We start from the raw sequence: 21,278 nt of genomic DNA on the forward strand, positions 1-21,278 counted from the left end.
TAAGTCCATTTGACCTAATATTGTTCATGCGCTGGCTGTTATTTTTAACCCGACTGGCTTTCATCTGCAATCTCTTTTTTCTCCTGGCGGTCTCCCTGCAACTTTCCCGCTGGTTTCAAAACCAGGATGCCGAAGCGCTGGTGATCATCATTGGCTATTTCATGGCGGCACTTGTCAATCCGGTGGCGAACATTTGTGTATTGTTCCTGTTTTTGCAAAACAGGATAAAATTAGCCGCAGTGCCGCGGTGGCTTTTGTTTTCCAATGGAGTTTTCTTAATTCTGCAAATCATTTATTTAATCAACCTCAATGGTACACAGCATCCTTAAGGACAAACCAACCAAACTGTTTTTGGGTCTTTCGGCATTTTTTGTGGCCAATGCGCTCATCGCGGAGTCGATTGGTACCAAGATCTTTTCACTCGAAAAATTATTTGGAATCCATCCATCCAATTTCACCTTGTTTGGCCAAAGCGGGCTTGCCTTTAACCTGACCTGTGGTGTTTTGCTTTGGCCGCTGGAATTTGTGATGACCGACATTGTGAATGAATATTATGGACCGAAAGCGGTGCGGCGGATCTCGTTAACAGCGGTGGCACTGATCTCCTATGCCTTCATCATGTACTTTGTTGCGATTGGCGTGCCGCCTGCCGATTTCTGGATCAGCAGTGGAACGCAAAACGGCATCGCAAACATGCAAACCTCGTTCAACGCCATTTTCGGCCAGGGGATGCGCATTATTATCGGTAGTCTGGTGGCATTTTTGGTTAGCCAGCTCGTGGATGTTTTCATCTTCCACAAAATCAAGCGGATGACCGGCGACAAGCGGATCTGGTTGCGTGCAACGGGTTCTACGCTGGTGTCGCAACTGATCGACAGTTATATAGTCTTGTTCATTGCCTTCACCGGGGTCTTTAGCTGGCAAATGATCCTTGCCATTGGTATCATGAATTATTGCTACAAGTTTACGATGGCGCTTTTGCTCACGCCGGTCATTGTGTTTGTCGAAAAACGAATCGAAAATTATGTTGGCCACGAAACGGCCGTTAAAATGAAGCGGTCCGCCATGGGGCAGGAGGAGCCGGAAACGACGGCGATCCCTGTGGCTGGATAAGCAATACGCAGCCCAAAATTTGGTCCGGATGCAAGGAAAAGTTGCCTGTCCGTATTCAGATTTAGCGACGGGCCAGTAGCAATGCAGGATCTGACTCTTTAATCATTTTTGCGACGATCTTGTCAATGGGCAGAGTCACGGTATCTTCAGAGAAATCTTCCCAGTCGATAAAACGGAAACTTTCAATTTCCTGCCGTTCGTTGTAGATGGTTAGTTGAGCTTCGTCGAAATGAAAGGCTTTGTCGCGAAGCGGTACGCCGATTTCTTCCAGCGGCTGAACAAGGTAGTAGATGGAAACGATCTGCTGGCCTTTGCGGAAAGCAGACTCCTGGAAATAATCTGTCGTATAAAGGTGTTCACCCACTTCAACCCGGAGGTTCATTTCTTCGATGAACTCTCGCCGGAGACAATCGCGGGTGCCTTCGCCAAACTCCAGGCCACCACCTGGGAATTTGGTAAAATAATCGCCCCTAATATATTCATCACTGACAAGCACCTGTTTTTGTTCGTTGATCAGGAGGCCGTAAACACGTAGCGTGATAATGCTCATGGATGGAAAACATTTTGCGGGCTTCAGCCTTCTTTTACATCAATTTCGCCTTCAAATACTTTGATGGCAGGACCAATCAGCCAGATATTCCGGTAGCTGTCGTCGACACGGTCGAATTCCACGCTCAGGTCGCCCCCTTTTGTTTTTACATCGACCCGGTTGTACCCGTTTTCGTTGTGAAAGCAAACCAGTGCGGCCGCCGTCACACCTGTACCGCAGGAATAGGTTTCATCCTCCACACCGCGTTCGTAGGTACGAACAATGATCTTGTCCGGTTCAACGGTTTGCTGCACAAAATTGACGTTGATCCCCTGTTTTTTAAAGGCATCGCTGTACCGCACCTGGCGGCCTCTCTCCACCACGTCCATGTGCAGCACATCATCCACCAGGTCTACATAATGCGGTGAGCCGGTGTTTAAAATGTATTTGCCGTGATCGAAGCGAACAGAGTCCACGTCGTTCATTTTGAGCGATACGGTTCCGTCGATTTCGACGCTGGCTTCGTGCACACCATCGATGGCCAAAAATCGGTAATCGCGTTTCAGGATGCCACGGTCGGCGGCAAACTTTACGAGGCAGCGGCCACCGTTTCCGCACATGCTGCTTTCCGCGCCATCGGAGTTGTAGTACTTCATTTCAAAATCGTACTGCGGATGTGCGTTCAGCAGCATCAGCCCGTCGGCACCAATGCCAAAGCGCCGGTGACACAGAAAGGCCACCTGTTTTTTGGACAGTGAAAATTCGTTATTGCGGTTGTCGAGGATGACAAAATCGTTGCCCGTTCCCTGGTATTTAAAAAAATGGATTCGCATATTAAGAGGCGCTGATAGTTTCCAATGTTTTTTGAATCAAGCGATCAATCGTTGAAGCCGCATCGGAGGAAAAGTCTTTGGCAATTCGGTTGGCCACAATGGCACTGAGCGACAGGCAGTGGTGCCCCAACAATTTGCCGAGCCCGTAAATGGCCGATGTTTCCATTTCGAAGTTGGTGATGCGGTAGGGGCCGAAATTGAATTGCGTCAACCGGTCGATCAGTTCGGGGTTGCGGATGCCGAGGCGCAGCACCCGACCCTGCGGCCCGTAAAAGCCGGGGCAGGTAACCGTGATACCCTGGTGAAAACCATCGACGAAATTTTTCAGCAGGTGGCCACTTGCCAGGCTGATATAGGGATGACTGATCTGTGCATGCAACTGGGTTTGTGTGATGAAGGATTGCAGCAATTGTGATTCGCCTTCGTTGTGTTCGAGCCGGTAATAGTTCAACAGGTTATCCAGGCCAAGTCCGTGGGTGGAAGCCACGAAACTGTCTACCGGTATATCGGCCTGCAATGAGCCGGAAGTTCCCACGCGGATGATGTCAAGAGCGGTCAGGGTGGGTTTGACCTGGCGGGTGCCGAAATCAATGTTGACAAGGGCGTCCAATTCGTTGAGCACGATGTCGATATTATCCGGACCAATACCGGTGGAGACCACAGAGATCCGCTTGTTGCCGACGCGGCCTGTATGCGTAACAAACTCGCGGTGCTGGCATTTTGTCTCGATCGAATCGAAATACCGGGAAACCTGGGACACGCGGTCCGGATCGCCGACGGTTATAATGGTTTGCGCCAGTTCTTCGGGTCTTAGATCCAAATGATAAATAGCGCCACGGCTGTTGATGATCAACTCAGATTCTGCGATTCGTTGCATGAAACAGAAAAAATTATAAGCTGTAAAGATCGCTACAATTTGTTTGATAAAAATACCTATTTTCGCACCCGCTCATTCCAATACGCAAAACGACAAACGTGAAAAATGAAAGGCAAGAGAAGTGTGATTGATCACGAACTCCTGTTTCACTTTTGGCGTTTCGCGTCTCACATGCAAGGTACCGTGGCCGAGTGGCTAGGCAGAGCTCTGCAAAAGCTCCTACAGCAGTTCGAATCTGCTCGGTACCTCTTATCCCGTTCCGCCTAAGCGGGCGGGATTTTTTTTATGCTGACGCCGGAAGAAGAAAAATTTGTCCAGTACTGGCAGGAGCAACGGCAACACAAGCGGCAATTTTTGCGAAAATTTTCGATTGTCCTGCCTGTTGTGTCCCTGTTGGCTATTGTGTTTTTTGTCAACTTTTTAAGTGGCTGGTACGACAAGGCCGACAAGGAATTGCGCAGGCATTCGTCGCTGATCATCGTGATCCTGGTGGCTGTGATCGCCATCGTGGTATTTGTAGCGATCTTTTCGGTGCGGCATAAATGGGAACAAAACGAAGCTGATTATGCAGACCTGCTGAAAAAAAAGGGTGATCAGCCGGTTTCTTAAACGATAAAACGCAGTAACCCCATAAATAAAAATCTATGAAAAAAATCCTGTTTGGTTTTTTCCTTGTCAGTGTTTTTTCCGGCTGTCTGAAAGCCGACGAGACGAATAACACGAATTGTACGTACAACGAATGTGGAGTCGTGGCGCCGACTTCTGAAATCCAGGCAGTGAAAGACTATCTTTCGGCCAACAGTATAACGGCAACGCAACATTGCAGTGGCCTTTTTTATAAGGTTGATGATCCCGGCACCGGTGCCGCGCCAACCGCCTGCAGCAACGTGGCCTTCTCTTACGAAGGCAAGCTGACCAACGGTAGTACGTTCGATAAGTCGACACAGCCTGTTGTATTTAATCTTTCGCAACTGATCCGCGGATTCCAGATCGGTATGATGCAGGTGAAAGCCGGGGGGCATCTCCACCTGTATGTTCCACCAACGCTGGGATACGGGGCCAATTCGTCGGGCAGCATTCCGCCCAATTCTGTCCTGATTTTCGACGTGACACTCGTTGGTGTACAATAAGCAAACTGAATTTGACCTTTTTAAAAATGCTCCACCGGAGCATTTTTTATTTTATTGAAGAAGATGACTCTTTACTGGTGTGGGATGTATACCGAAGCCCTTATCGGTCGCACACTATCGCCGGCAAAGAGCGTTCCGAGTGAAGATGGTGATGGGTTGGCATCATTGCTGAAGAATAAAAATAGCTTTGGCTCCAACCGATTTTTGTTGCGGTCCTTCCGTGTGGTGAAAGCGCTTTGCCTGCATGTATGTTGGGTTTGTGTGATCGCCGAGCGGCGGCTTGTACACAAGGTACACGGCCTCTTACTGGTATTCCCGTTCAAAACGCCTGAATTCTTCTTTCAGGTCGCCGTAAATGACCCGGAAGGTTTTCATTTCTTCCCGCAGGTTGCCGTGGTTGTCCATCTTAATGCTTTCGAGACCCATACCGGACAATTCCCTGACAAATCCTGCCAATTGCCGCTCACTGATGTTTAGTTTGTGTTTGAGTTCGTCGATGACTTCTTTTTCACGAATAAACTGGTTTTGAAAATGTTCGACCTGCGTCCTGGCAACGAGGTCCGAGTTCTTGGCAACCATATCTTCCAGGTGTCGTTCGAAAATAGTGATCTCTTCTTTCGAGAAATTCAACTCTGCAATCCAAAGCCGGTATTCCAGGTGCAATTTCGGAATGGTAATGGTGGGAATCATAGTCGCTGATTTTGATTCAAAAGAACACCATCGACTCCCGGAAGAACGTGACAGTTGTCTGCGTACAGCCTGATCTTTCTCACGTTTTTGGCATCGCAATTCTTTAGCAAACAGATTCGAGGCAGAGATCAACGCTACCATTTTAGCCTAGTGAAAGTGATTAAAAGAAAGATCCGGAAATTCACTTGCCACTGAGGTTCGCAGGGCGAAAAATGCAGTCTTTGCAATGCTGTAATTGGATTAGAGGGGCACGTCCATCAACAGGATTTCTGAATCTGTGTTTGCTCTTATAGAAATCCTGTTTTCCTCCGTGATGCCTAGTCCATCCCTGCGGTTAAGAACAATGTCGTTGATCGTTACATCCCCTTCGAGTACAAATGCATAAACGCCGTTACCGTCTTTTTTACACGCATACTCAAGTGCCAGGCCCTTTTCCATCTTGCCGAGGCTAAACCAGGCATCCTGGTGGATCTGGACTCCGCCGTCCGGCGAACCGATCGGCGAAACAACCGTGAGCAACCGGTTGTTTTTTTCGTCGGCGCCAAACGTTTTCTGGTCATAGCGCGGTTCTACGTTCCGCTTGTTTGGGAAGACCCAGATTTGCAGAAACCTGACTGGTTGGTCGCTGTTCTTATTTTTTTCCGAATGCACAATTCCTGTCCCGGCACTCATGGCCTGTACATCGCCCTGGCGAATGATGGCCGTGTTGCCCATGCTGTCGCTATGTTCAAGATCACCCTCCAGCGGAATGGAAACAATTTCCATGTTATCGTGCGGGTGTTTGCCAAATCCCATTCCCGGTGCTACCGTGTCATCGTTCAAAACCCGCAGGGCACCAAAATGAACCCGTGCAGGGTCGTGGTAGCCGGCAAAACTGAAGGTATGCCAGCTTTCCAGCCAGCCGTGGCCGGCATGACCGCGGGTGGCTGCTTTATGTAAAATTGTTTTCATGATCGCTGCTTATATAGTAAGACCGCCCAGGTTTTCAAAACCTGTGCGGTCTGTTCAACCGAAGAAGAAAGATTGACGCAATCCTAGGCAGGCACTTTTTCTTCTACCAGTTTTTCCGCCAGCCAGAGGTATTCGTGTACAAAGGTGTCGATGCTTTTCTCAAACGAAGGGTCGGTCAGCGTGCCGTCGGCCGCAAATTTTTTATCCACCTGCGGTGTAATGAGCATGTAAGGGGAGGGGATGCCAAACAGCGCCATGGTAAATTGCTGTAACTGCATGGCTGCCCGCATGCCTCCCAACGCTCCCGGCGAAGCTGTTACGAGACCGAAGACCTTGTGGTGTTGCTTGGGAAAATGGTCGAACAGATTTTGCATCGCAGGTGAATAGCTCCCATTGTATTCCGGCGTTACCAGGACAAACGCGTCAGCCGAAAACAGGCGATGAGCCAGGCCCTTGAACTGTTCCGGCGTTTCTTCTACCGACGCAAAGACTTTTTGCAACAAGGGAAGGGGATAGCTGCGCACTTCCAGCAATCCAATTTCATGCTCCGTCCTTTGCTGAAATAAACGGTATAAATGCAAAGCCACCCTGTGGGTCACGCTGTTTGTTCTTGGACTTCCGGATACGATCTCTATTCTCATGTACACAATTTTTATTCAATGTTCAAACGTCAAATAGCAGGCCGGATTCTTCTCGTGTCAATCTGGCGCTAAAGCGACTCGTTGTTTAGGTCAATCGGTGGATGATTTTTGCGAAGCCGCATATTAATCATTTCAACAATCAGGCTAAATGCGATGGCCGTGTAGATATAACTTTTGTTAATGTGCTGGTGAAAGCCTTCTGCCATGAGCATCACGCCAATCATGATCAAAAAAGCAAGGGCCAGTATCTGCAGGGTGGGGTGCTTGTTGATGAACCGGCTGATTATCCCGGAAAACAGGATCATAATGGTCATGGAAATAATCACCGCGGTAATCATTACCCAGACTTCATCCACCAACCCGATCGCAGTTAGGATACTGTCGAATGAAAAAACGGCATCCACCATCACGATCTGCAGGATGACGGCGCCGAAAACAGCAGAAGCGGCTTTGGCTTTGGCTTCCTGCGGCTTTGCTTTTTCGAGCTTGTGGTGAATTTCGAGGGTGCTTTTAAACACCAGGAAAATGCCGCCGGCAATCAGGATCAGATCCTTCCAGCTAATGCCAAGCGGCTTGTCATCTTCCACGATAAACGGGATTGAAAAAATGGGGTTGGTCAGACGAATGATCCAGCTGATTGCAAGGAGCAAAAAAATCCGGAACACCATTGCCAGCAACAGGCCGATCAGCCTTGCGCGGGGCTGTTGCGCTGCCGGCAGCTTGTTTGTGACAATAGAAATGAAAATGATGTTGTCGACGCCCAGGATGATTTCCAGAACCGTCAGTGTCAAAAGGGCTGTGATAGTGCCAGGGTTTGTCAGGTTGATCTCCAGTAAGTTTATCATCTTTTCTTTCGTTTCGTAACAAATGCTTTTATTTCATGGCCGGTCTTGCTTACTTCAATCAAACACCATACAAATGTTTCGGTTCAATCGGCGGTCACCGGTACAAAAGCTGCCGGGGAATTTTTTGCCATCGTAACGGTGCAAAGTGTTTGGCGAATCTGCTTTAAAAATACTTGCAAACCACATTCATTTTTATCTAACTACAAACCTGTACTCTTCCCGGTTTGTTTTTGAGAGGCAATTTTTTCAAAACTGCTTTTATCAGGCTTCGGTAAAAAATGAAATAGCGCCCCAGCCGTTATTTTTGTCCTCTTCTAAACGAATGCTATATGAATGTAAACAGGACAGTCCTTACCCTCGACGAATTTACCATCCAGTCGCTACGACAGTTTCCGCATGCCACCGGTGAATTGAGTACGCTGTTGCGTGACATCGGACTCGCAGCCAAACGCGTCAACGTGGAGGTGAACAAAGCCGGCCTCGTGGATATTCTTGGCGATGCCGGCACCATGAACGTGCAGGGCGAGGAAGTGAAAAAACTCGACCTGTTTGCCAACAACCAATTCATGGGCGTGTTGCAGCGTGGGATCAGTTGTGCGGGCATTGCGTCGGAAGAACTGGACGATTTTGTGGCGTTTGACGACGAGATGAGTAAAAACTCCAAGTACGTTTGCCTGTTTGATCCGCTGGATGGAAGCGGCAACATCGATGTGAACGTTTCTATCGGGACCATCTTTGGTATTTACCGCCGCAAATCGCCGCGGGGAACCCTGGCGGCAAAAGAAGACTTCCTGCAACGCGGTCTCGAACAGGTGGCCGCCGGCTATATCGTTTACGGGTCATCCACGATGTTCGTTTATGCAACCCGCCGTGGCGTGAATGGTTTTACACTCGATCCCTCTGTTGGCGAGTTTTGCCTCAGTCATCCAAACATTAAAATACCGGATTCGGGAAATTTTTATTCGGTGAACCACGGCAATTTTTTCCAGTACGAGGACGGTGTGAAAGAATACATTGCCCGCTGCCAAAACAAAACTCCCGAAAACGGCGGTCCCTATACCCAGCGCTATATTGGCAGCATGGTAGCCGACGTGCACCGCAACCTGATTAAAGGCGGCATCTTCATGTACCCGCTCACAAAGGATAAGCCCCAGGGAAAACTCCGGCTGTTGTATGAGTGCAACCCGTTTGCCTTCATCGTGGAAGTGGCCGGTGGAAAAGCCACGGACGGCCACCAGCGTATCCTCGAGATTGTTCCGACCGAACTGCACCAGCGAAGTGCTTTTTTTGTCGGCAGTAAAAACATGATGGCAGAACTCGAGGAATGCCTGACAGGCGGGAAGCAAGTCGCCGGTTAGTCGCTTGGCCGGAAAAGTTTTCCAGTTGCTTTTTTTACAGGAGATTTGCACGCAAAACAAGAAAAATGGCCGAGGCGAAGGCGATCATTTCCGTTAATGACCTGGTGAAATTCTATGGCAGCTTCCAGGCGGTAAAAGGAATTTCGTTTGATGTTTACGAAGGAGAGATTTTTGGTTTGCTGGGCCCGAATGGTGCCGGCAAGTCCACCACGCTGGAAATTATCGAAACCCTCCGGGAAAAAAGCAGCGGCACCATCCGGGTAAACGGGTACGACCTGGATGCCGAACCCAATGAGATCAAAAAAATCATCGGTGTCCAATTGCAGACCAGCGGATTTTATCCCAACCTGAACCTAGTGCAGTTGATTGACCTTTTTGCCGGCCTTTACAACAGGAAGGTGGATGCATTGTCGCTGCTCGACCGTGTCAATCTGCGGGACAAGGCAAAGGCGAAAGTAAAAGAGTTGAGCGGTGGGCAGAAGCAACGGTTTTCCATTGCCACGACGCTGATCAACGACCCGAAGATCATTTTCCTCGACGAACCCACGACCGGCCTTGATCCCCAGGCCCGACGAAATTTGTGGGACCTGGTCCGGGACATTCGCGGGAAAGGCACGACGGTGATCATTACCACGCATTACATGGACGAAGCCGAATACCTTTGCGACCGTGTGGCTATCATCGACAGTGGCAGGATCGTTGCTCTCAGTTCGCCCGATGGGCTGATTGACGAACTGGTTGCCACGGGCTTCGAACGGCCCAAGGAAGTCAAGCAGGCCAATCTTGAAGACGTTTTTATTCACCTAACAGGACATTCACTCCGAGAAAATTAATACGATGAGCTTATTCGACAAACTCCAAAATTCCCGCAACGAAAAGATCCAGAAACAAAAGGACGAAGGTGCCGCCTTCATGGCAGAGAACCGCACAAAAGAAGGTGTGGTGGAGCTGCCCAATGGCATTCAATACCAGGTGCTGAAAGAAGGCAGCGGGCCCAAACCGTCGCCCAATAGCAACATCAAAGCGCACTACCGTGGCGCCCTGCTGGATGGCAAGGAATTCGACAGTTCGTTCAAACGAAACCAGCCTTTCACGGCAAGGCTGACACAACTCATTAAAGGCTGGCAGGACGTGTTGCCGATGATGCCGGTCGGAAGCATGTGGCGGCTTTGGATACCGTCCAACCTGGCCTACGGCGACAACGGTGCCGGTGGCAGCATCCCCGGGGGTGCAACGCTTGTGTTCGACATCGAGCTTTTGGAAATACTCAGTTAAACCAACAACATGCAGGAAGACCTTCGCTACCCTGTTGGGACCTACGAACCCAAACCGTATTCGGACGAGCTGAAAGAGACGTGGCTGGCCGATATCCGTTTTCTGCCGCAGGCCATTGAAAATGCCGTCAGCAACCTTTCGGAAGAACAGCTTCACACGCCATACCGCGAGGGCGGATGGACCGTGCACCAGGTGGTGCATCACGTGGCGGATAGTCACATGAACGCATATTGCCGGTTCAAGCTGGGATATACGGAAGAAAATCCGACCATCCGTCCATACGATGAAAATCGCTGGGCCCAAACCAGCGATGTGCAAATCCTCCCGGTAAATATTTCCATTACGTTGCTGTATGCCCTGCACAGCCGCTGGTGTACTTTCCTGGAAAGTTTTACCAACAGGGATTACGAGCGGACGGTCTATCATCCCGAACACAAAAAAGAATTCACCTTGTGGGGCTTGCTGGGCATGTATGCCTGGCATTGCCGCCATCATGTCGCTCACATTACTTCATTGCGGGAGCGAAAGGGCTGGAATTAATTTCGACATATGAAATGGAAAGTTTTAGAATCGACCTACCTATTTAATGAACCCTGGCTTACCGTACGAAAAGACAAATGCCTGACACCCGGGGGAAAGATCGTCTCATCGTTTTACGTGAATGAATATCCCGACTGGGCCAATGCGTTTTGCCTGACAAAAGACGGCCGCGTGGTGATGGTGCGGCAGTACCGGCATGGCCTGGGCGAAGAAGGCATTGAACTGCCGGGCGGCGTGGTGGAAGAAGGCGAAAGTCTCGAGGAAGGAGTGAAGCGTGAATTACTCGAAGAAACCGGCTACCGGTTTGAAAACCTGGAATACCTGGGAAAGATCTCTGCGAACCCTTCCACCACCAATAACCTGATGCACATGTTTTTGGCAACAGGAGGTGAGAAGGTAGCCGAGCAAAGCCTGGACGAAGCCGAGGAAGTGGAAGTGGTGTATTATACGCTTGACGAAATCAAGCAATTGCTAAAGGAGCACCGGATCATGCAAAGCCTCCATGTCAACTGCATCTTTTACGCACTGGCCCGCCTGGGCGAGTTGAGATATTGAGACTTGTCCACTTCGGCCACGAGGAAGATACTTCCGCACACCAGTATAAGATCGTCTTGTCCCGCCTTTCGAAGTGCGGCCTGCAGGGCCGTGTTTACATCCACATAGCTGTCACCTTTCAACTGGCAGGTCGCTGCAATTTGGGCAAGTACTCCCGACGGTAACGCTCTTGGAATGTGCGCCTGCGTGAAATAGTAGGTCGCATCGGTGGGAAGCAGGCGCAATACGTCGTCCGCTTCTTTGTCTTTTACAATGCCGATGACGATGTGCAGTTGCCGAAAAAGGGTCTGCTCCAGGTGGGCCATCATTTGACCGATGCCCTGCGGGTTGTGGGCCACTTCCAGAACAACCGTCGGGTGCTGGCCGATCACTTCCCACCGGCCTCCAAGGCCAGTCGTCCCCCTGACGTTTTGCAAAGCCTTCTGAACGGAGGCCGCTGGTAAATTCCAGTCTCTTTCGCTCAGCACGCCAACTGCCGTCAGCACGGTTCGGACGTTTCGTACCTGGTAAATGCCCGGCAAATCAGTTTGGATTGTGCAAATAGTATTCGTTTGATCCGACAGTTCGATTGATAAAGCAAACGGATGCAATTTCCAGGACCGGATCGAAAATCGATCTTCGGCCCAGTAAATAGGCGCATTTTTTTCAGCAGCGATCCGTTGGAAAACAGGCTTGGTTTCCGGCAGGGTTTCACCGATGACCACCGGTATGTTCGGTTTGATGATCCCCGCTTTTTCGCCGGCGATGGCAGACAGTGTGTTGCCCAGCAGGTTCATATGGTCCCAACCGATGTTGGTGATGACCGACAATTCCGGGGTTATGATATTGGTGCTGTCCAGCCGTCCGCCCAGGCCAACCTCAATGATCGCGATGTCAACCTGCTGCTCGGCAAAAAACTGCATGGCCATGGCGACCGTGATCTCGAAAAAAGACGGCTCGATGGTCTCGATTTGTGGCTTCAATCTTTCCACAAATGTGGTTACATACGCTTCCGGGATCATGTCGCCGTTTAGCCGGATGCGTTCGCGGAAGTCGTAGAGATGCGGCGAGGTGTAAAGCCCGGTTTTGTATCCCGCGGTTTGAAAGATGGCGGCCAGCATATGACTGACCGAACCCTTTCCATTGGTGCCGGCAACGTGGATTGTTTTAAATTTTTGCTCCGGGTTTCCCAGGTGATCGCAAAGCGCCTGGATATTGGTCAGGTCTTTCTTGAAAGCAGCACTGCCCATGCGGCTGAACATGGGCAGTTTCTGGAAAATATAATCAAGTGTGTCGCGGTAATTCATCCGGCAGCAAAAGTATTGCGGCCTTTGGTTATTTCACGCTAAATGAAAAACTCAATTTCTGTTTAAAGCCACCGTCATATTGCGGGAATTTGATCTGCCGGGCTCTTGTTAGGGCAATGGTGTATTGCTTACTAGAACGGGGCAAGCTCGACCCACTTACCTGATAGTTGGCAGAGACCAATCGTCCATTTGGGTCCACGTCAATATCAAGAACGATTGTTCCGCCTTCGTTGAAATCATCTTCAAAGCTTTGAGCTGGTATGTTAACCACCCGCACACCAAGGCGGCGAGGTGTGTAGTTTTTTCCATTGGGATTTCCGCCGATGCTTCCCTGGTCGCCGGGGCCTCCGCCCTGTCCTTCTCCTGTTCCTGGATGATAGGTATCAGCGCCGTTGCCACCATTTCCATTGCCGCCACGCACCTGTCCCATTACGGCTCTTGGACGGGGCGGTGCAGGTGTTGGAGTGACATTGGCCGTTGTAGGCGTTGTTTTCTCCACCTTGGTCTCTTCGTTGATCTTTGTCGCTTCCGGCTTCGTGGCTCTTGGCTTGTAAACCGGCGGCGCTTCCCGCTCGTCGTCTTCTTCCACATCTTTTACGGGCTCGCTGGATGCCTGCGTTGCCTGCTGTACCGGTGTGTAGGCAACCTGTTGCGCCGGTGCCGGCTCGCCGGGCAGTTGCGGCTGGTCATTACCCGAGCCCACGTCGCTACTGCCAAGATTGATCTCGATATATTCTTCCTTGGGTGCAGGCGGCACCACGGGTTCGTAAAATTTGACAAGGAAAACCAGCAGTAGGATTGCACCGGCAATGCCTGCCGTATACAGCGAAGCCTGGATGTTCTTTTGCCTTTCAAAATCCGCGGTGGGCATGGTAATAGCGTTGCTCATACGAATAGACTCTTGCACGTTTCGACAATAAAACGCAGCGGAAATTAAAAAATTATCAATGGACGAAAGGGAAATCCCGGCCTTTTTAACATTCTACAGGCATCAGCGGAAAATTTTTTGGCTGTTCGTCCAGCTGAACCTGCGTTGCCGTCTTCGGTGGAAACGTTGGTAGTAGTGCAGGTTTGCTTACCTCCCGTCCCGGGTTCATTTCCGGTTTCGTAATGCCAGTAGCCCCAGCAGCGGTCCCGGCGCCAGGATCCAGAGGGCTTTTTCATTCATAACGGAAAACAGTTCCTTCAGCAGTTGGATGCTGGCAATGGTGATGGCAAAACCGATACAGGTGACAACGGTGAGTGCCGTGCCCTTGACCTTTTCGCCGGCCGCTCCCGCAACCAGGGCCGAAAATTGCGGCGAGTCCGGGATTACCACAAAACCCCAAAGCAGCACGAAAGAATAGAAAACCACAGGGCCAGCAAGGAAGGCCAACGGTGCCACAAGGCAGCAGCAAAAGGAAAGGAGCAAGGCCATGACTGCAACTGTTCTGCTTCCACGGCGCAACGATAGCCAGCCACCTGCTACACAGCCGATGCTGCCGATTCCGATGCTTGCAAAGCTCCACCCGAAAGGATGGCTGGGCAGGTGATGAAAGCCCTGGTAGGCGGAGAAGAGTGCCGGCAGGATGGCCCAAAACGCATACAACTCCCACATGTGGCCAAAATAGCCGAAGGCCGCGGACCGAAACGCCGGGTAACGGAATACGGTAAAGGCCGCTGCAAAATCCGGTTTCGAAAGAAGTGCGGGTTTTTTTGTCGGTGGCAAAAAGAAAAACACCACGAAGCCACCAGTTGCTGCAAGAAGCGACGAGGTAACGACAACTGTTTTCCAGTTTAAACCGCCGAGTTGCGAACGGACAAGGTGCGGAAAGGCCGTGCCCAGGACAAGTGCGCCAACCAGCCATCCGAGTGCTTTGCCAAGTTTTTTGGGGAATACATCTGCGGCGATTTTCATTCCGACCGGGTAGATACCTGCCAGGAAAAAACCGGTCGCAAACCGAAGCAGGGAAATGGCCGGTGGAAATTTGAAAATGAAAACGATGGCGCCGTTTGCCGCCGCTGCAAGAAGGGCCGAAAAGAAAAATACTGCTTTTGCCGGGTATCGGTCGGCAATGGTGAAAAGCGAAAAAACCAGTGTGCCCGCAATAAAACCAAATTGAACGAAAGTCGTCATGCCGGCGCTGCCACTTCCCGGTGCTATTTTATCGGCAATGGCATTGCCGGCAAACCAGACCGACGTTCCGGCAAATTGCGAAAAGACCAGGAGCAGTAAGGATCGGTTGTCCGAAGAGGAAGCAGGCATGAAAAGAGTTTACGCGTTTACAAGTTTACGTGTTCACGAGTGATTTGTTGGATCAAACCTGTCAATGTGTAAACGTGTAAACCTGTGACCCGATCAGTGTGCAAAATCGCTTTCATAATTGCCCCTGATGCGTTCGATCGGCGGGTTGAAATACCCGAATTTCAAATGTGGGAACTCTTCTTTCAGCAATTCCATCAGCTGCTTGATACCGAGAAGTTCTCCTGACTGGTGCACGCCGACTTTGCCAAGGTACCAGTCCGGGTCGATGTTGAAATTGCGCCATTGGATCATGCGGAGGTCCGTATCGATAATCAGTTTCCGCAGAGCCTCGTATTCTTCCACACTGTCGGTAAGGCCGGGGAAAACGAAATAGTTGATGGATGTCCAGCCGCCGAATTCCCGCACCACCTTCAGGCTTTCGATGATGTCTTCAAATTCGTAATTGTTGGGCCGGTAGTAGGGCATGTATAATTCTCTTCTTGCGGAGTTGGTGCTGACGCGGATGGAATTCAGACCGGCCTCACACAGGGCCCTGACGGCAACCGGGTCGGAGCCGTTTGTATTGATGTTGATACTGCCTTTTTGCGTGTGCTTACGGATTTCAAGGATGGCTTCCCGGATAGTCTTCCACATCAGCAGTGGTTCGCCTTCGCATCCCTGGCCAAAGCTTACGATTGGATAAGGCGCAGACTCGAGGTGCGGTACGGTATACTCAACGATTTCTTCCGCGGTTGGTTTAAAGGTTAAGCGGTCCTGCGTCGAAACGATTGCTTCGTCTTCGGGTTGAAACGAGATACAGCCCACGCAATTGGCATTACAGGCCGGCGACGAAGGGATCGGGCATTCCCATCGTCCCATAAAATAGTTCCGGGCTGCGGGGCATTGATAGGTCAAGGCGCAATTGCTGGCCAGGTGCTCCACCAACCGGTTATGCGGATAGGCTTTGCGTAAAGCTGCAACGCCCTGTTTCACTTTTTTATCGTCAAAGCCTTCGCACTCCTGGCGGATATCCTGCTCGATACGGACTACCGGCACATAAAATTTGTCATCGTCCCAGCCAACGGCAGTGTAGCAGAAGAGGGGAAGCGTGGGAGCATTGGGCTCGCTTTCGTAAGCGGCAAGGTAAAATGCTGTATGAGCCGGCGGAATAAAAGCAGCAACGGCCCAGCCCTTTTCGCAAAGTCGCATCTCGCCGGTCTTTACGTCGATGCCGATTCCTTTTCTGCCGGGCAATTCGTACAACTGCCCGCCTTCCGGCAGTTCAATCCATTCGTCTTCCGGCACAGGCATGGCATCCCAGCCGGACCGGCCAACCACGTAAAGGGAAGTGTCTTCAAAAATATTTCCCTTGCCATCAGAATAGAGAATGAATGGACTCATGCTGGTAAAATTGAGGCGGCAAAGTTCGTTCTTTGAAGCCGCATTACAACAACCCCATAAAGGTTTTAACGATTGGCTTCGCTTTCCGTTGCGCCTTCCTTGTCGGCCAGGGATGGTTGCCGTTCGATTTGCTCCTTGCAAAACGCATTCATCTTTACCAGTTCCAGTTCAGAAAGGTCCTGCAGCACCTGGTATTGCAGGTATTTTTTCCCCTTGTGAAAAAGGGTGATGAAGTCGTGCCGAACTACGACACTTTCCAGCGCCGGCCAGGGTACCAGGTGGTCGCGGTAACTGCCGGGAATACGAACGCCATTTTCGGCCAGCGTAATGATCGTGTCTTTGAAGATCCGCTTTTCGGAAAAGAACAGCAACAGGGTTAAAAAGGCCCAGATAAACAGGCTAATGTAGTCGATGCTTTTGCCGATGCGCAGCATCAGGAAACCAAAAGAAAAAAATGTAATGCTCTGCAGCAGGCGCAGGGCCGCATTGTGCTTCGCCGAAGGATCAAACCGGGAGCGGAAAAACGCATAGTACAGCGACATTGCCCCTACCAGTAAAAACGGCAGGGTGGGAACCAGGCTGCGGCTTTCCAGGTAATGGTACAGGTCAAACGACTTGATCAGCAGGAAAAAACCCAGGATGGCATGCACCAGCCCCGTGTTTCGACGCCGCCGGTCCATTCCCTCGATCTTAACTGTCACCGTGTACATCTCACGAAGGATTTGAAGCAACCATCAGGTTGCACAATTTAAACAAAACCCGTGCACCGACATTGGCATCCCAACCGTTTTCGCTGGTGCTCACCTCACTCAGGTCGAACCCAATGATTTGCTTGCCGCTCTTCACGATTTTGTCGAACAGGTAAAAAACCTGCTCGGTCTCAAAACCACCCTGTACCGGCGTGCCTGTATTGGGGCAAAGCTTGGGATCAAGACCGTCGATGTCGAAAGAGATATAGACTTTGTCGGGCAACTGGTTAATGACTTCTTCGACGATCTGCCGGAACGACTCGCCTTCGTACTGGCGAACCCGGATTTCCTGGTCAAAATAGGTGCGAACACGGTCACTGTTGTCCTTTATAAACTGGTGTTCGCCAAGCGAGTAGTCGCGGATGCCCAGTTGTACCAGCTTTTTCAATTGCGGTACTTCCTTCAGCGCATTGTACATGATGCTGGCATGCGAGTAGCTAAATCCTTCGTATGCATCCCGCAGGTCGCAGTGCGCATCGATCTGGATAATGCCAAATTCACCATACTTCTCGGCAATGGCTTTCATATAGCCAAGCGGCGTACTGTGGTCTCCTCCCAGTAATCCCAACAGCTTTCCGCTGTCGAGGATGGCTTTCGATTGCTGGTACACCCAGTTATTCAGGTAAGCGCTTCCTTCATTCACTTCCTTCAGTGTGCGGCACATAAACTGGTTATCGCCGACAACCTCGCCTTTGGAAATATAGTCGATATACAATTCCGCTTCTTTGCGCAGGTAGTCACTTTTCAGCAGAACCTTTTTGTCCGGTTCACGCATGAAAAAGCCCTGTTTCCAGCCTTCCGGATAGGCGGGATCGAACAGGTCAACCTGCAGGGAGGCGGTCATTAACTGTTCTGCCGAGCGGGCCGTGCCAGAACCGAAGCTCACGGTCACTTCCCAGGGAACGGGTAAAATAACCAGGCGGGCTTCGTCTTCCTCGAAGGGAAGCCCGAATATATTGTTGTTGGGATTGCCGGCACCATTGGGATCGAATGTAGAAAGGTCAACCATGTCTGATTTTTAAAAGGGGCACAAAGGTAAAGGGCGGTGGGGAATTGCTGAAACGTGATTCGCCGAATGGGAACGACAGGTGTTCCAGCCAACAGTTTGCAGCGCCGTGCCGTTTTAAGACAGGGAATTCCGTCTCCCTTTCGCCCTTTCCGTTTTGAATATGTGAAAACTTTGTTGGCATGAGGAAAATCAAATCAGCGCTACCTTCGGCAGGACGAAATTGTGCTACATTTGCGAAAGCCATCCGCTGAAATTTTTATGAAAAAACTTCATCTCGTTCTTTTGGGTTTAGTGGTTGCCGGCATCATTGCCATGTCGTTTTTTATTAAAGACCTGACCACACAGGAAACCTTTCATACAGCACAAAACAAAAAAGACAAGTATGTTGTTGTTAAAGCAAAGCTGGACAAGTCGGCACCCATCGAATACGATGCGGTGAAAAATCCCAACCTGACGGTTTTTTACGCTTTCGACAACGATGGCCAGCGCCGCAAGGTTGTTTACTCCAATGCCAAGATCACCGATATGGAACGTTCGGAAGGCCTGGACCTGAACGGCTACATGCGGGATGGTTATTTTGAGTGCAACAAGATCCAGACGAAATGTCCTTCCAAGTATAAGGACGATATGAAGCAGGCGCAGAAGAACCTGTCCAACACAACCTCTCAATATTAAGATCGGATGAATTACATCGGTGAGCATTTGCTGCCAGGGCAACTTGGCCATTTATTTATACTTCTTTCGCTGGTCAGTTCGTTGGGTGCGACGGTCGCGTATTTTTTTCATGTGCAGACCAAATCGCCGGAACAAAGCCTCGCCTGGCGCAAACTGGCCCGTCTCTTTTTTTTGACAGAAGTGATTTCTGTCTTTTTCATTTTTGGCATTCTCTACTACATCATCAGCCATCACTATTTCGAATACAAATATGCCTGGCAGCACAGCAGCAAATCGCTCGAGCCCAAATATCTCCTGAGTTGTTTTTGGGAAGGGCAGGAAGGAAGTTTTTTGCTGTGGAGCATCTGGCACTGTGTTTTAGGCTTGCTCGTTATCTGGAAAGAAAAGCAGTGGGAAGGACCGGTGATGGCCGTGCTCAGTTTTGCGCAATTCCTGCTGGCAACGATGTTGGTCGGCTTCACCTTCATCAAGGTTGGTTCCAACCCGTTTGTCCTTCTCCGCAATTCCGGCGTTCTGGACAATGCGCCTGTTTTTCATGATATGGCCGGCGCCTTCCGCCAGGACTATCTTTCCCTGATCACCGATGGCAATGACCTCAACCCGCTGTTGCAGAATTACTGGATGGTGATTCACCCACCGGTTTTATTTCTGGGTTTTGCGTCGACGATCATTCCCTTCGCATTTGCCTTTGGTGGACTCTGGACAAAAAAATATAGCGAATGGACCAAAGCGGCCCTGCCCTGGGCGCTTTTCTCCGCTGCTGTTTTGGGAACGGGTATCATGATGGGGGCCGCCTGGGCTTATGAAAGCCTGAACTTCGGTGGCTACTGGGCCTGGGATCCGGTAGAAAATGCGTCGCTGGTACCCTGGCTTGTCCTGGTAGCCGGCGTGCACACGCTGGTGATTTACCGTCATACCGGCAATTCGCTCCGGTCTACATTTTTGTTTTTCCTCCTGTCGTTCCTGCTGGTTCTTTACTCGACCTACCTCACACGCAGCGGCGACCTGCAGGATACCTCCGTGCATGCTTTTACCGGCGAGGGAATTACCAAGTGGCACCTGCGGTTTTTGCTGCTCCTGTTCATGGTGCCGGCGGCCGGGCTTTTTATCCGCCGCTACAAACAAATACCGTTTATTGCCAAAGAAGAAGAAGCTTCGTCTCGGGAATTCTGGATGTTCATAGGCTCTGTGGTGCTCTTTCTTTCCGCTTTGCTGATCATTGCCATGACCTCGATCCCGGTCTTCAACAAGCTTGCATCCCTGTTTACCAGCAAGCAGTTGTTTACGCCGATCGCGGTGGGAGAGGACGCTGCTTACTCGTATAACCGTATCCAGATTTTTGTCGCGATCATCATTGGCCTGCTTACCGGAACCGGTCTTTATTTTAAATACCGGAGTACGGGAAAGGCTTTTTTACAACGGCTTTTGATTCCGGCGCTGGTTGGAGTGATTGCCGGGGCAGTCGTTGTGTATTTCGGCGATATCAATTACCGCGATAAGACGGCCGGCTTCCAGGTGGCCATCTGGTTTGGTGTTGTTGCAGCCGTGTTTTCCCTGGTTGCCAATGCCGGTTATATCTGGACCGGGTTTAAGGGAAGCCTGAAAAAAGCCGGTGGTGCCATCAGCCACGTGGGATTCGCGATGCTGCTAGTGGGGATCCTCATTTCTTCATCCAAGAAAGAAGTGCTTTCGTACAACACGTCGGGCATCTTTATGGACTTCGGGAAAGAAAGCAAAGAAAAATCCGGTGAAAATCTCACGCTGATCAAAGGTGTCAAAACCGACATGGGCAAATTCTGGGTGACCTACGAAAAAGACAGTGTGCACCCGCAAAAGCCGCTTTGGTTTTACAATTTGAAATTCCAGCGCAAAGACGGCAAGGAAAATTTTGTGCTATCGCCGAATGCGTTTGTCAACTACAAAAACCAGCAGGGCCTGATGGCCAATCCGGACGCCAAGCACTATTGGACCTACGACATATTCACCTATATCACCTCGTTACCCGATCCCAATAAATCGAAAGACACAACAACGTTCAGGACCATCGATACAAAAATTGGCGACACGGTCTTTTATTCCAAAGGTTTTGTTGTGGTGGAAGACGTGGCTTCTTTCCGCAACATTCCCAACGTGCCGCTTGGAGCCAACGACAGCGCTTCCGTTGCCACGCTGAAAATCTTTGCCAAGACCGGTTCCGTTTATAATGGCCGTCCCATCCTGATCAACAAAGACGGCAATGCATTTCCGCAAACCGATACGCTGACGGCAGAAAACCTCCTTGTGCAGTTGCAAAACGTAAATGGCAGGAAAATCCAGTTGGGCCTGAGGGAAAGCGAATCGCTGATGCAATACGTGACGCTGAAAGCCTACAAATTTCCCTTTATAAACCTCGTTTGGGCCGGTACGATCATAACGGTCATCGGGTTTTTAATCAGCATGGTCTACCGCCGCCAGCAGGGCCGCCCGGGTGGGCTGCCGAAAAAACCGGCCCGTCGCGAAGAAACCAGCGCGGAAGCCCGAGGCGATAAAAAGCCGGCAATCACGGGCTAAAACCATTGCAGATTCCCTCCAGTATCGGGGAAACAGCCCAGGTTTTT

25 protein-coding genes and 1 tRNA gene are annotated in these 21,278 nt (G+C 50.4%); 12 read left to right on the forward strand and 14 right to left on the reverse strand.

The window, feature by feature from the left end:
* Nucleotides 1-26: 26 nt before the first annotated feature.
* Entirely contained in the window at nucleotides 27-329 is a 303-nt protein-coding gene (locus D6024_RS15095; protein WP_121355480.1) for a hypothetical protein, read from the forward strand.
* Entirely contained in the window at nucleotides 310-1,113 is an 804-nt protein-coding gene (locus tag D6024_RS15100) for a queuosine precursor transporter (protein WP_121355481.1), read from the forward strand. Before D6024_RS15095 ends, D6024_RS15100 begins: the two co-directional genes overlap by 20 nt.
* A 61-nt stretch (nucleotides 1,114-1,174) precedes the next feature.
* On the opposite strand, the gene D6024_RS15105 is transcribed toward D6024_RS15100, so the two are convergent.
* From D6024_RS15105 to D6024_RS15115, 3 genes are read right to left on the reverse strand one after another with little or no spacing between them, the layout of a single operon-like run.
* Nucleotides 1,175-1,663: an NUDIX domain-containing protein gene (locus D6024_RS15105; RefSeq protein ID WP_121355482.1), complete on the reverse strand. Its 489-nt coding sequence runs from the start codon at nucleotides 1,661-1,663 to the stop codon at nucleotides 1,175-1,177.
* 23 nt (nucleotides 1,664-1,686) lie between these two features.
* Nucleotides 1,687-2,475 (reverse strand): diaminopimelate epimerase, encoded by a 789-nt coding sequence (dapF, locus tag D6024_RS15110; protein WP_121355483.1) that lies wholly within the window; start codon nucleotides 2,473-2,475, stop codon nucleotides 1,687-1,689.
* Between the two features lies 1 nt (nucleotide 2,476).
* Nucleotides 2,477-3,352, reverse strand: a complete 876-nt coding sequence (locus D6024_RS15115; protein WP_121355484.1) for a nucleoside phosphorylase — start codon at nucleotides 3,350-3,352, stop codon at nucleotides 2,477-2,479.
* A gap of 177 nt (nucleotides 3,353-3,529) precedes the next feature.
* Here D6024_RS15115 and D6024_RS15120 point away from each other — a divergent pair.
* The 3 genes from D6024_RS15120 (at nucleotide 3,530) to D6024_RS15130 (ending at nucleotide 4,482) form a co-directional block, all read left to right on the forward strand.
* Nucleotides 3,530-3,600: transfer RNA gene (locus D6024_RS15120), tRNA-Cys, on the forward strand.
* 37 nt (nucleotides 3,601-3,637) lie between these two features.
* On the forward strand, nucleotides 3,638-3,961 hold the full coding sequence (locus D6024_RS15125; protein WP_121355485.1) for a hypothetical protein: 324 nt from the start codon (nucleotides 3,638-3,640) through the stop codon (nucleotides 3,959-3,961).
* A gap of 35 nt (nucleotides 3,962-3,996) precedes the next feature.
* Nucleotides 3,997-4,482 carry an FKBP-type peptidyl-prolyl cis-trans isomerase gene (locus D6024_RS15130; protein ID WP_121355486.1) on the forward strand — a complete coding sequence of 162 codons (486 nt, stop codon included), beginning with the start codon at nucleotides 3,997-3,999 and terminating at the stop codon, nucleotides 4,480-4,482.
* A 303-nt stretch (nucleotides 4,483-4,785) separates the two neighbouring features.
* Here the strand turns inward: D6024_RS15130 and D6024_RS15135 are convergent, their stop codons facing one another.
* The 4 genes from D6024_RS15135 to D6024_RS15150 all read right to left on the reverse strand — a co-directional run bounded on the left by D6024_RS15135 (nucleotide 4,786) and on the right by D6024_RS15150 (nucleotide 7,609).
* Entirely contained in the window at nucleotides 4,786-5,172 is a 387-nt protein-coding gene (locus D6024_RS15135) for a hypothetical protein (RefSeq protein WP_121355487.1), read from the reverse strand.
* Nucleotides 5,173-5,412: 240 nt separating this feature from the next.
* Nucleotides 5,413-6,123 carry a pirin family protein gene (locus D6024_RS15140; protein WP_121355488.1) on the reverse strand — a complete coding sequence of 237 codons (711 nt, stop codon included), beginning with the start codon at nucleotides 6,121-6,123 and terminating at the stop codon, nucleotides 5,413-5,415.
* Between the two features lie 83 nt (nucleotides 6,124-6,206).
* The gene (locus D6024_RS15145; RefSeq protein ID WP_121355489.1) at nucleotides 6,207-6,764 is read right to left on the reverse strand and encodes an NADPH-dependent FMN reductase; all 558 of its coding nucleotides are present in this window, start codon (nucleotides 6,762-6,764) and stop codon (nucleotides 6,207-6,209) included.
* A 68-nt stretch (nucleotides 6,765-6,832) separates the two neighbouring features.
* Nucleotides 6,833-7,609, reverse strand: a complete 777-nt coding sequence (locus D6024_RS15150) for a TerC family protein (RefSeq protein WP_121355490.1) — start codon at nucleotides 7,607-7,609, stop codon at nucleotides 6,833-6,835.
* Nucleotides 7,610-7,938: 329 nt separating this feature from the next.
* Between D6024_RS15150 and fbp the strand changes: the two genes are divergently transcribed.
* From fbp to D6024_RS15175, 5 genes are all read left to right on the forward strand, one after another.
* Nucleotides 7,939-8,967: a class 1 fructose-bisphosphatase gene (fbp, locus tag D6024_RS15155; RefSeq protein WP_121355491.1), complete on the forward strand. Its 1,029-nt coding sequence runs from the start codon at nucleotides 7,939-7,941 to the stop codon at nucleotides 8,965-8,967.
* A 65-nt stretch (nucleotides 8,968-9,032) separates the two neighbouring features.
* Entirely contained in the window at nucleotides 9,033-9,800 is a 768-nt protein-coding gene (locus D6024_RS15160; protein ID WP_121355492.1) for an ABC transporter ATP-binding protein, read from the forward strand.
* Between the two features lie 4 nt (nucleotides 9,801-9,804).
* Nucleotides 9,805-10,242 (forward strand): FKBP-type peptidyl-prolyl cis-trans isomerase, encoded by a 438-nt coding sequence (locus D6024_RS15165; RefSeq protein ID WP_121355493.1) that lies wholly within the window; start codon nucleotides 9,805-9,807, stop codon nucleotides 10,240-10,242.
* A gap of 9 nt (nucleotides 10,243-10,251) precedes the next feature.
* Nucleotides 10,252-10,782 (forward strand): YfiT family bacillithiol transferase, encoded by a 531-nt coding sequence (locus D6024_RS15170; RefSeq protein ID WP_121355494.1) that lies wholly within the window; start codon nucleotides 10,252-10,254, stop codon nucleotides 10,780-10,782.
* Between the two features lie 9 nt (nucleotides 10,783-10,791).
* The gene (locus D6024_RS15175; RefSeq protein ID WP_121355495.1) at nucleotides 10,792-11,337 is read left to right on the forward strand and encodes an NUDIX hydrolase; all 546 of its coding nucleotides are present in this window, start codon (nucleotides 10,792-10,794) and stop codon (nucleotides 11,335-11,337) included.
* Here the strand turns inward: D6024_RS15175 and D6024_RS15180 are convergent.
* The 7 genes from D6024_RS15180 to D6024_RS15210 form a co-directional block, all read right to left on the reverse strand.
* Nucleotides 11,301-12,623: a bifunctional folylpolyglutamate synthase/dihydrofolate synthase gene (locus D6024_RS15180; RefSeq protein WP_121355496.1), complete on the reverse strand. Its 1,323-nt coding sequence runs from the start codon at nucleotides 12,621-12,623 to the stop codon at nucleotides 11,301-11,303. The two genes, D6024_RS15175 and D6024_RS15180, sit on opposite strands and share 37 nt — an antisense overlap.
* A 28-nt stretch (nucleotides 12,624-12,651) precedes the next feature.
* Nucleotides 12,652-13,512, reverse strand: coding sequence for a hypothetical protein (locus D6024_RS15185; protein ID WP_121355497.1), 861 nt, complete (start codon nucleotides 13,510-13,512; stop codon nucleotides 12,652-12,654).
* Nucleotides 13,513-13,716: 204 nt separating this feature from the next.
* Nucleotides 13,717-14,868, reverse strand: coding sequence for an MFS transporter (locus D6024_RS15190; RefSeq protein WP_121355498.1), 1,152 nt, complete (start codon nucleotides 14,866-14,868; stop codon nucleotides 13,717-13,719).
* 93 nt (nucleotides 14,869-14,961) lie between these two features.
* Complete coding sequence (locus D6024_RS15195) at nucleotides 14,962-16,248, reverse strand: radical SAM protein (protein WP_121355499.1); 1,287 nt, start codon at nucleotides 16,246-16,248, stop codon at nucleotides 14,962-14,964.
* 65 nt (nucleotides 16,249-16,313) lie between these two features.
* A complete protein-coding gene (locus tag D6024_RS15200) occupies nucleotides 16,314-16,958 on the reverse strand; it encodes a hypothetical protein (protein WP_121355500.1) in 645 nt (214 codons plus the stop codon).
* A 1-nt stretch (nucleotide 16,959) separates the two neighbouring features.
* Nucleotides 16,960-18,006 (reverse strand): arginase family protein, encoded by a 1,047-nt coding sequence (locus tag D6024_RS15205; protein WP_121355501.1) that lies wholly within the window; start codon nucleotides 18,004-18,006, stop codon nucleotides 16,960-16,962.
* A complete protein-coding gene (locus D6024_RS15210) occupies nucleotides 17,999-18,250 on the reverse strand; it encodes a hypothetical protein (RefSeq protein WP_121355502.1) in 252 nt (83 codons plus the stop codon). Before D6024_RS15210 ends, D6024_RS15205 begins: the two co-directional genes overlap by 8 nt.
* 14 nt (nucleotides 18,251-18,264) lie before the next feature.
* Here D6024_RS15210 and D6024_RS15215 point away from each other — a divergent pair, with 14 nt between their 5' ends.
* Both D6024_RS15215 and ccsA read left to right on the forward strand, forming a co-directional pair.
* Nucleotides 18,265-18,681: a cytochrome c maturation protein CcmE domain-containing protein gene (locus D6024_RS15215; protein WP_121355503.1), complete on the forward strand. Its 417-nt coding sequence runs from the start codon at nucleotides 18,265-18,267 to the stop codon at nucleotides 18,679-18,681.
* Between the two features lie 6 nt (nucleotides 18,682-18,687).
* The gene (gene ccsA / locus D6024_RS15220; protein ID WP_121355504.1) at nucleotides 18,688-21,231 is read left to right on the forward strand and encodes a cytochrome c biogenesis protein CcsA; all 2,544 of its coding nucleotides are present in this window, start codon (nucleotides 18,688-18,690) and stop codon (nucleotides 21,229-21,231) included.
* Nucleotides 21,232-21,278: the final 47 nt, after the last annotated feature.

The sequence above is a fragment of the Flavisolibacter nicotianae genome (assembly GCF_003628535.1).
In the GTDB taxonomy this organism is placed as follows: Bacteria; Bacteroidota; Bacteroidia; order Chitinophagales; family Chitinophagaceae; genus Flavisolibacter; species Flavisolibacter nicotianae.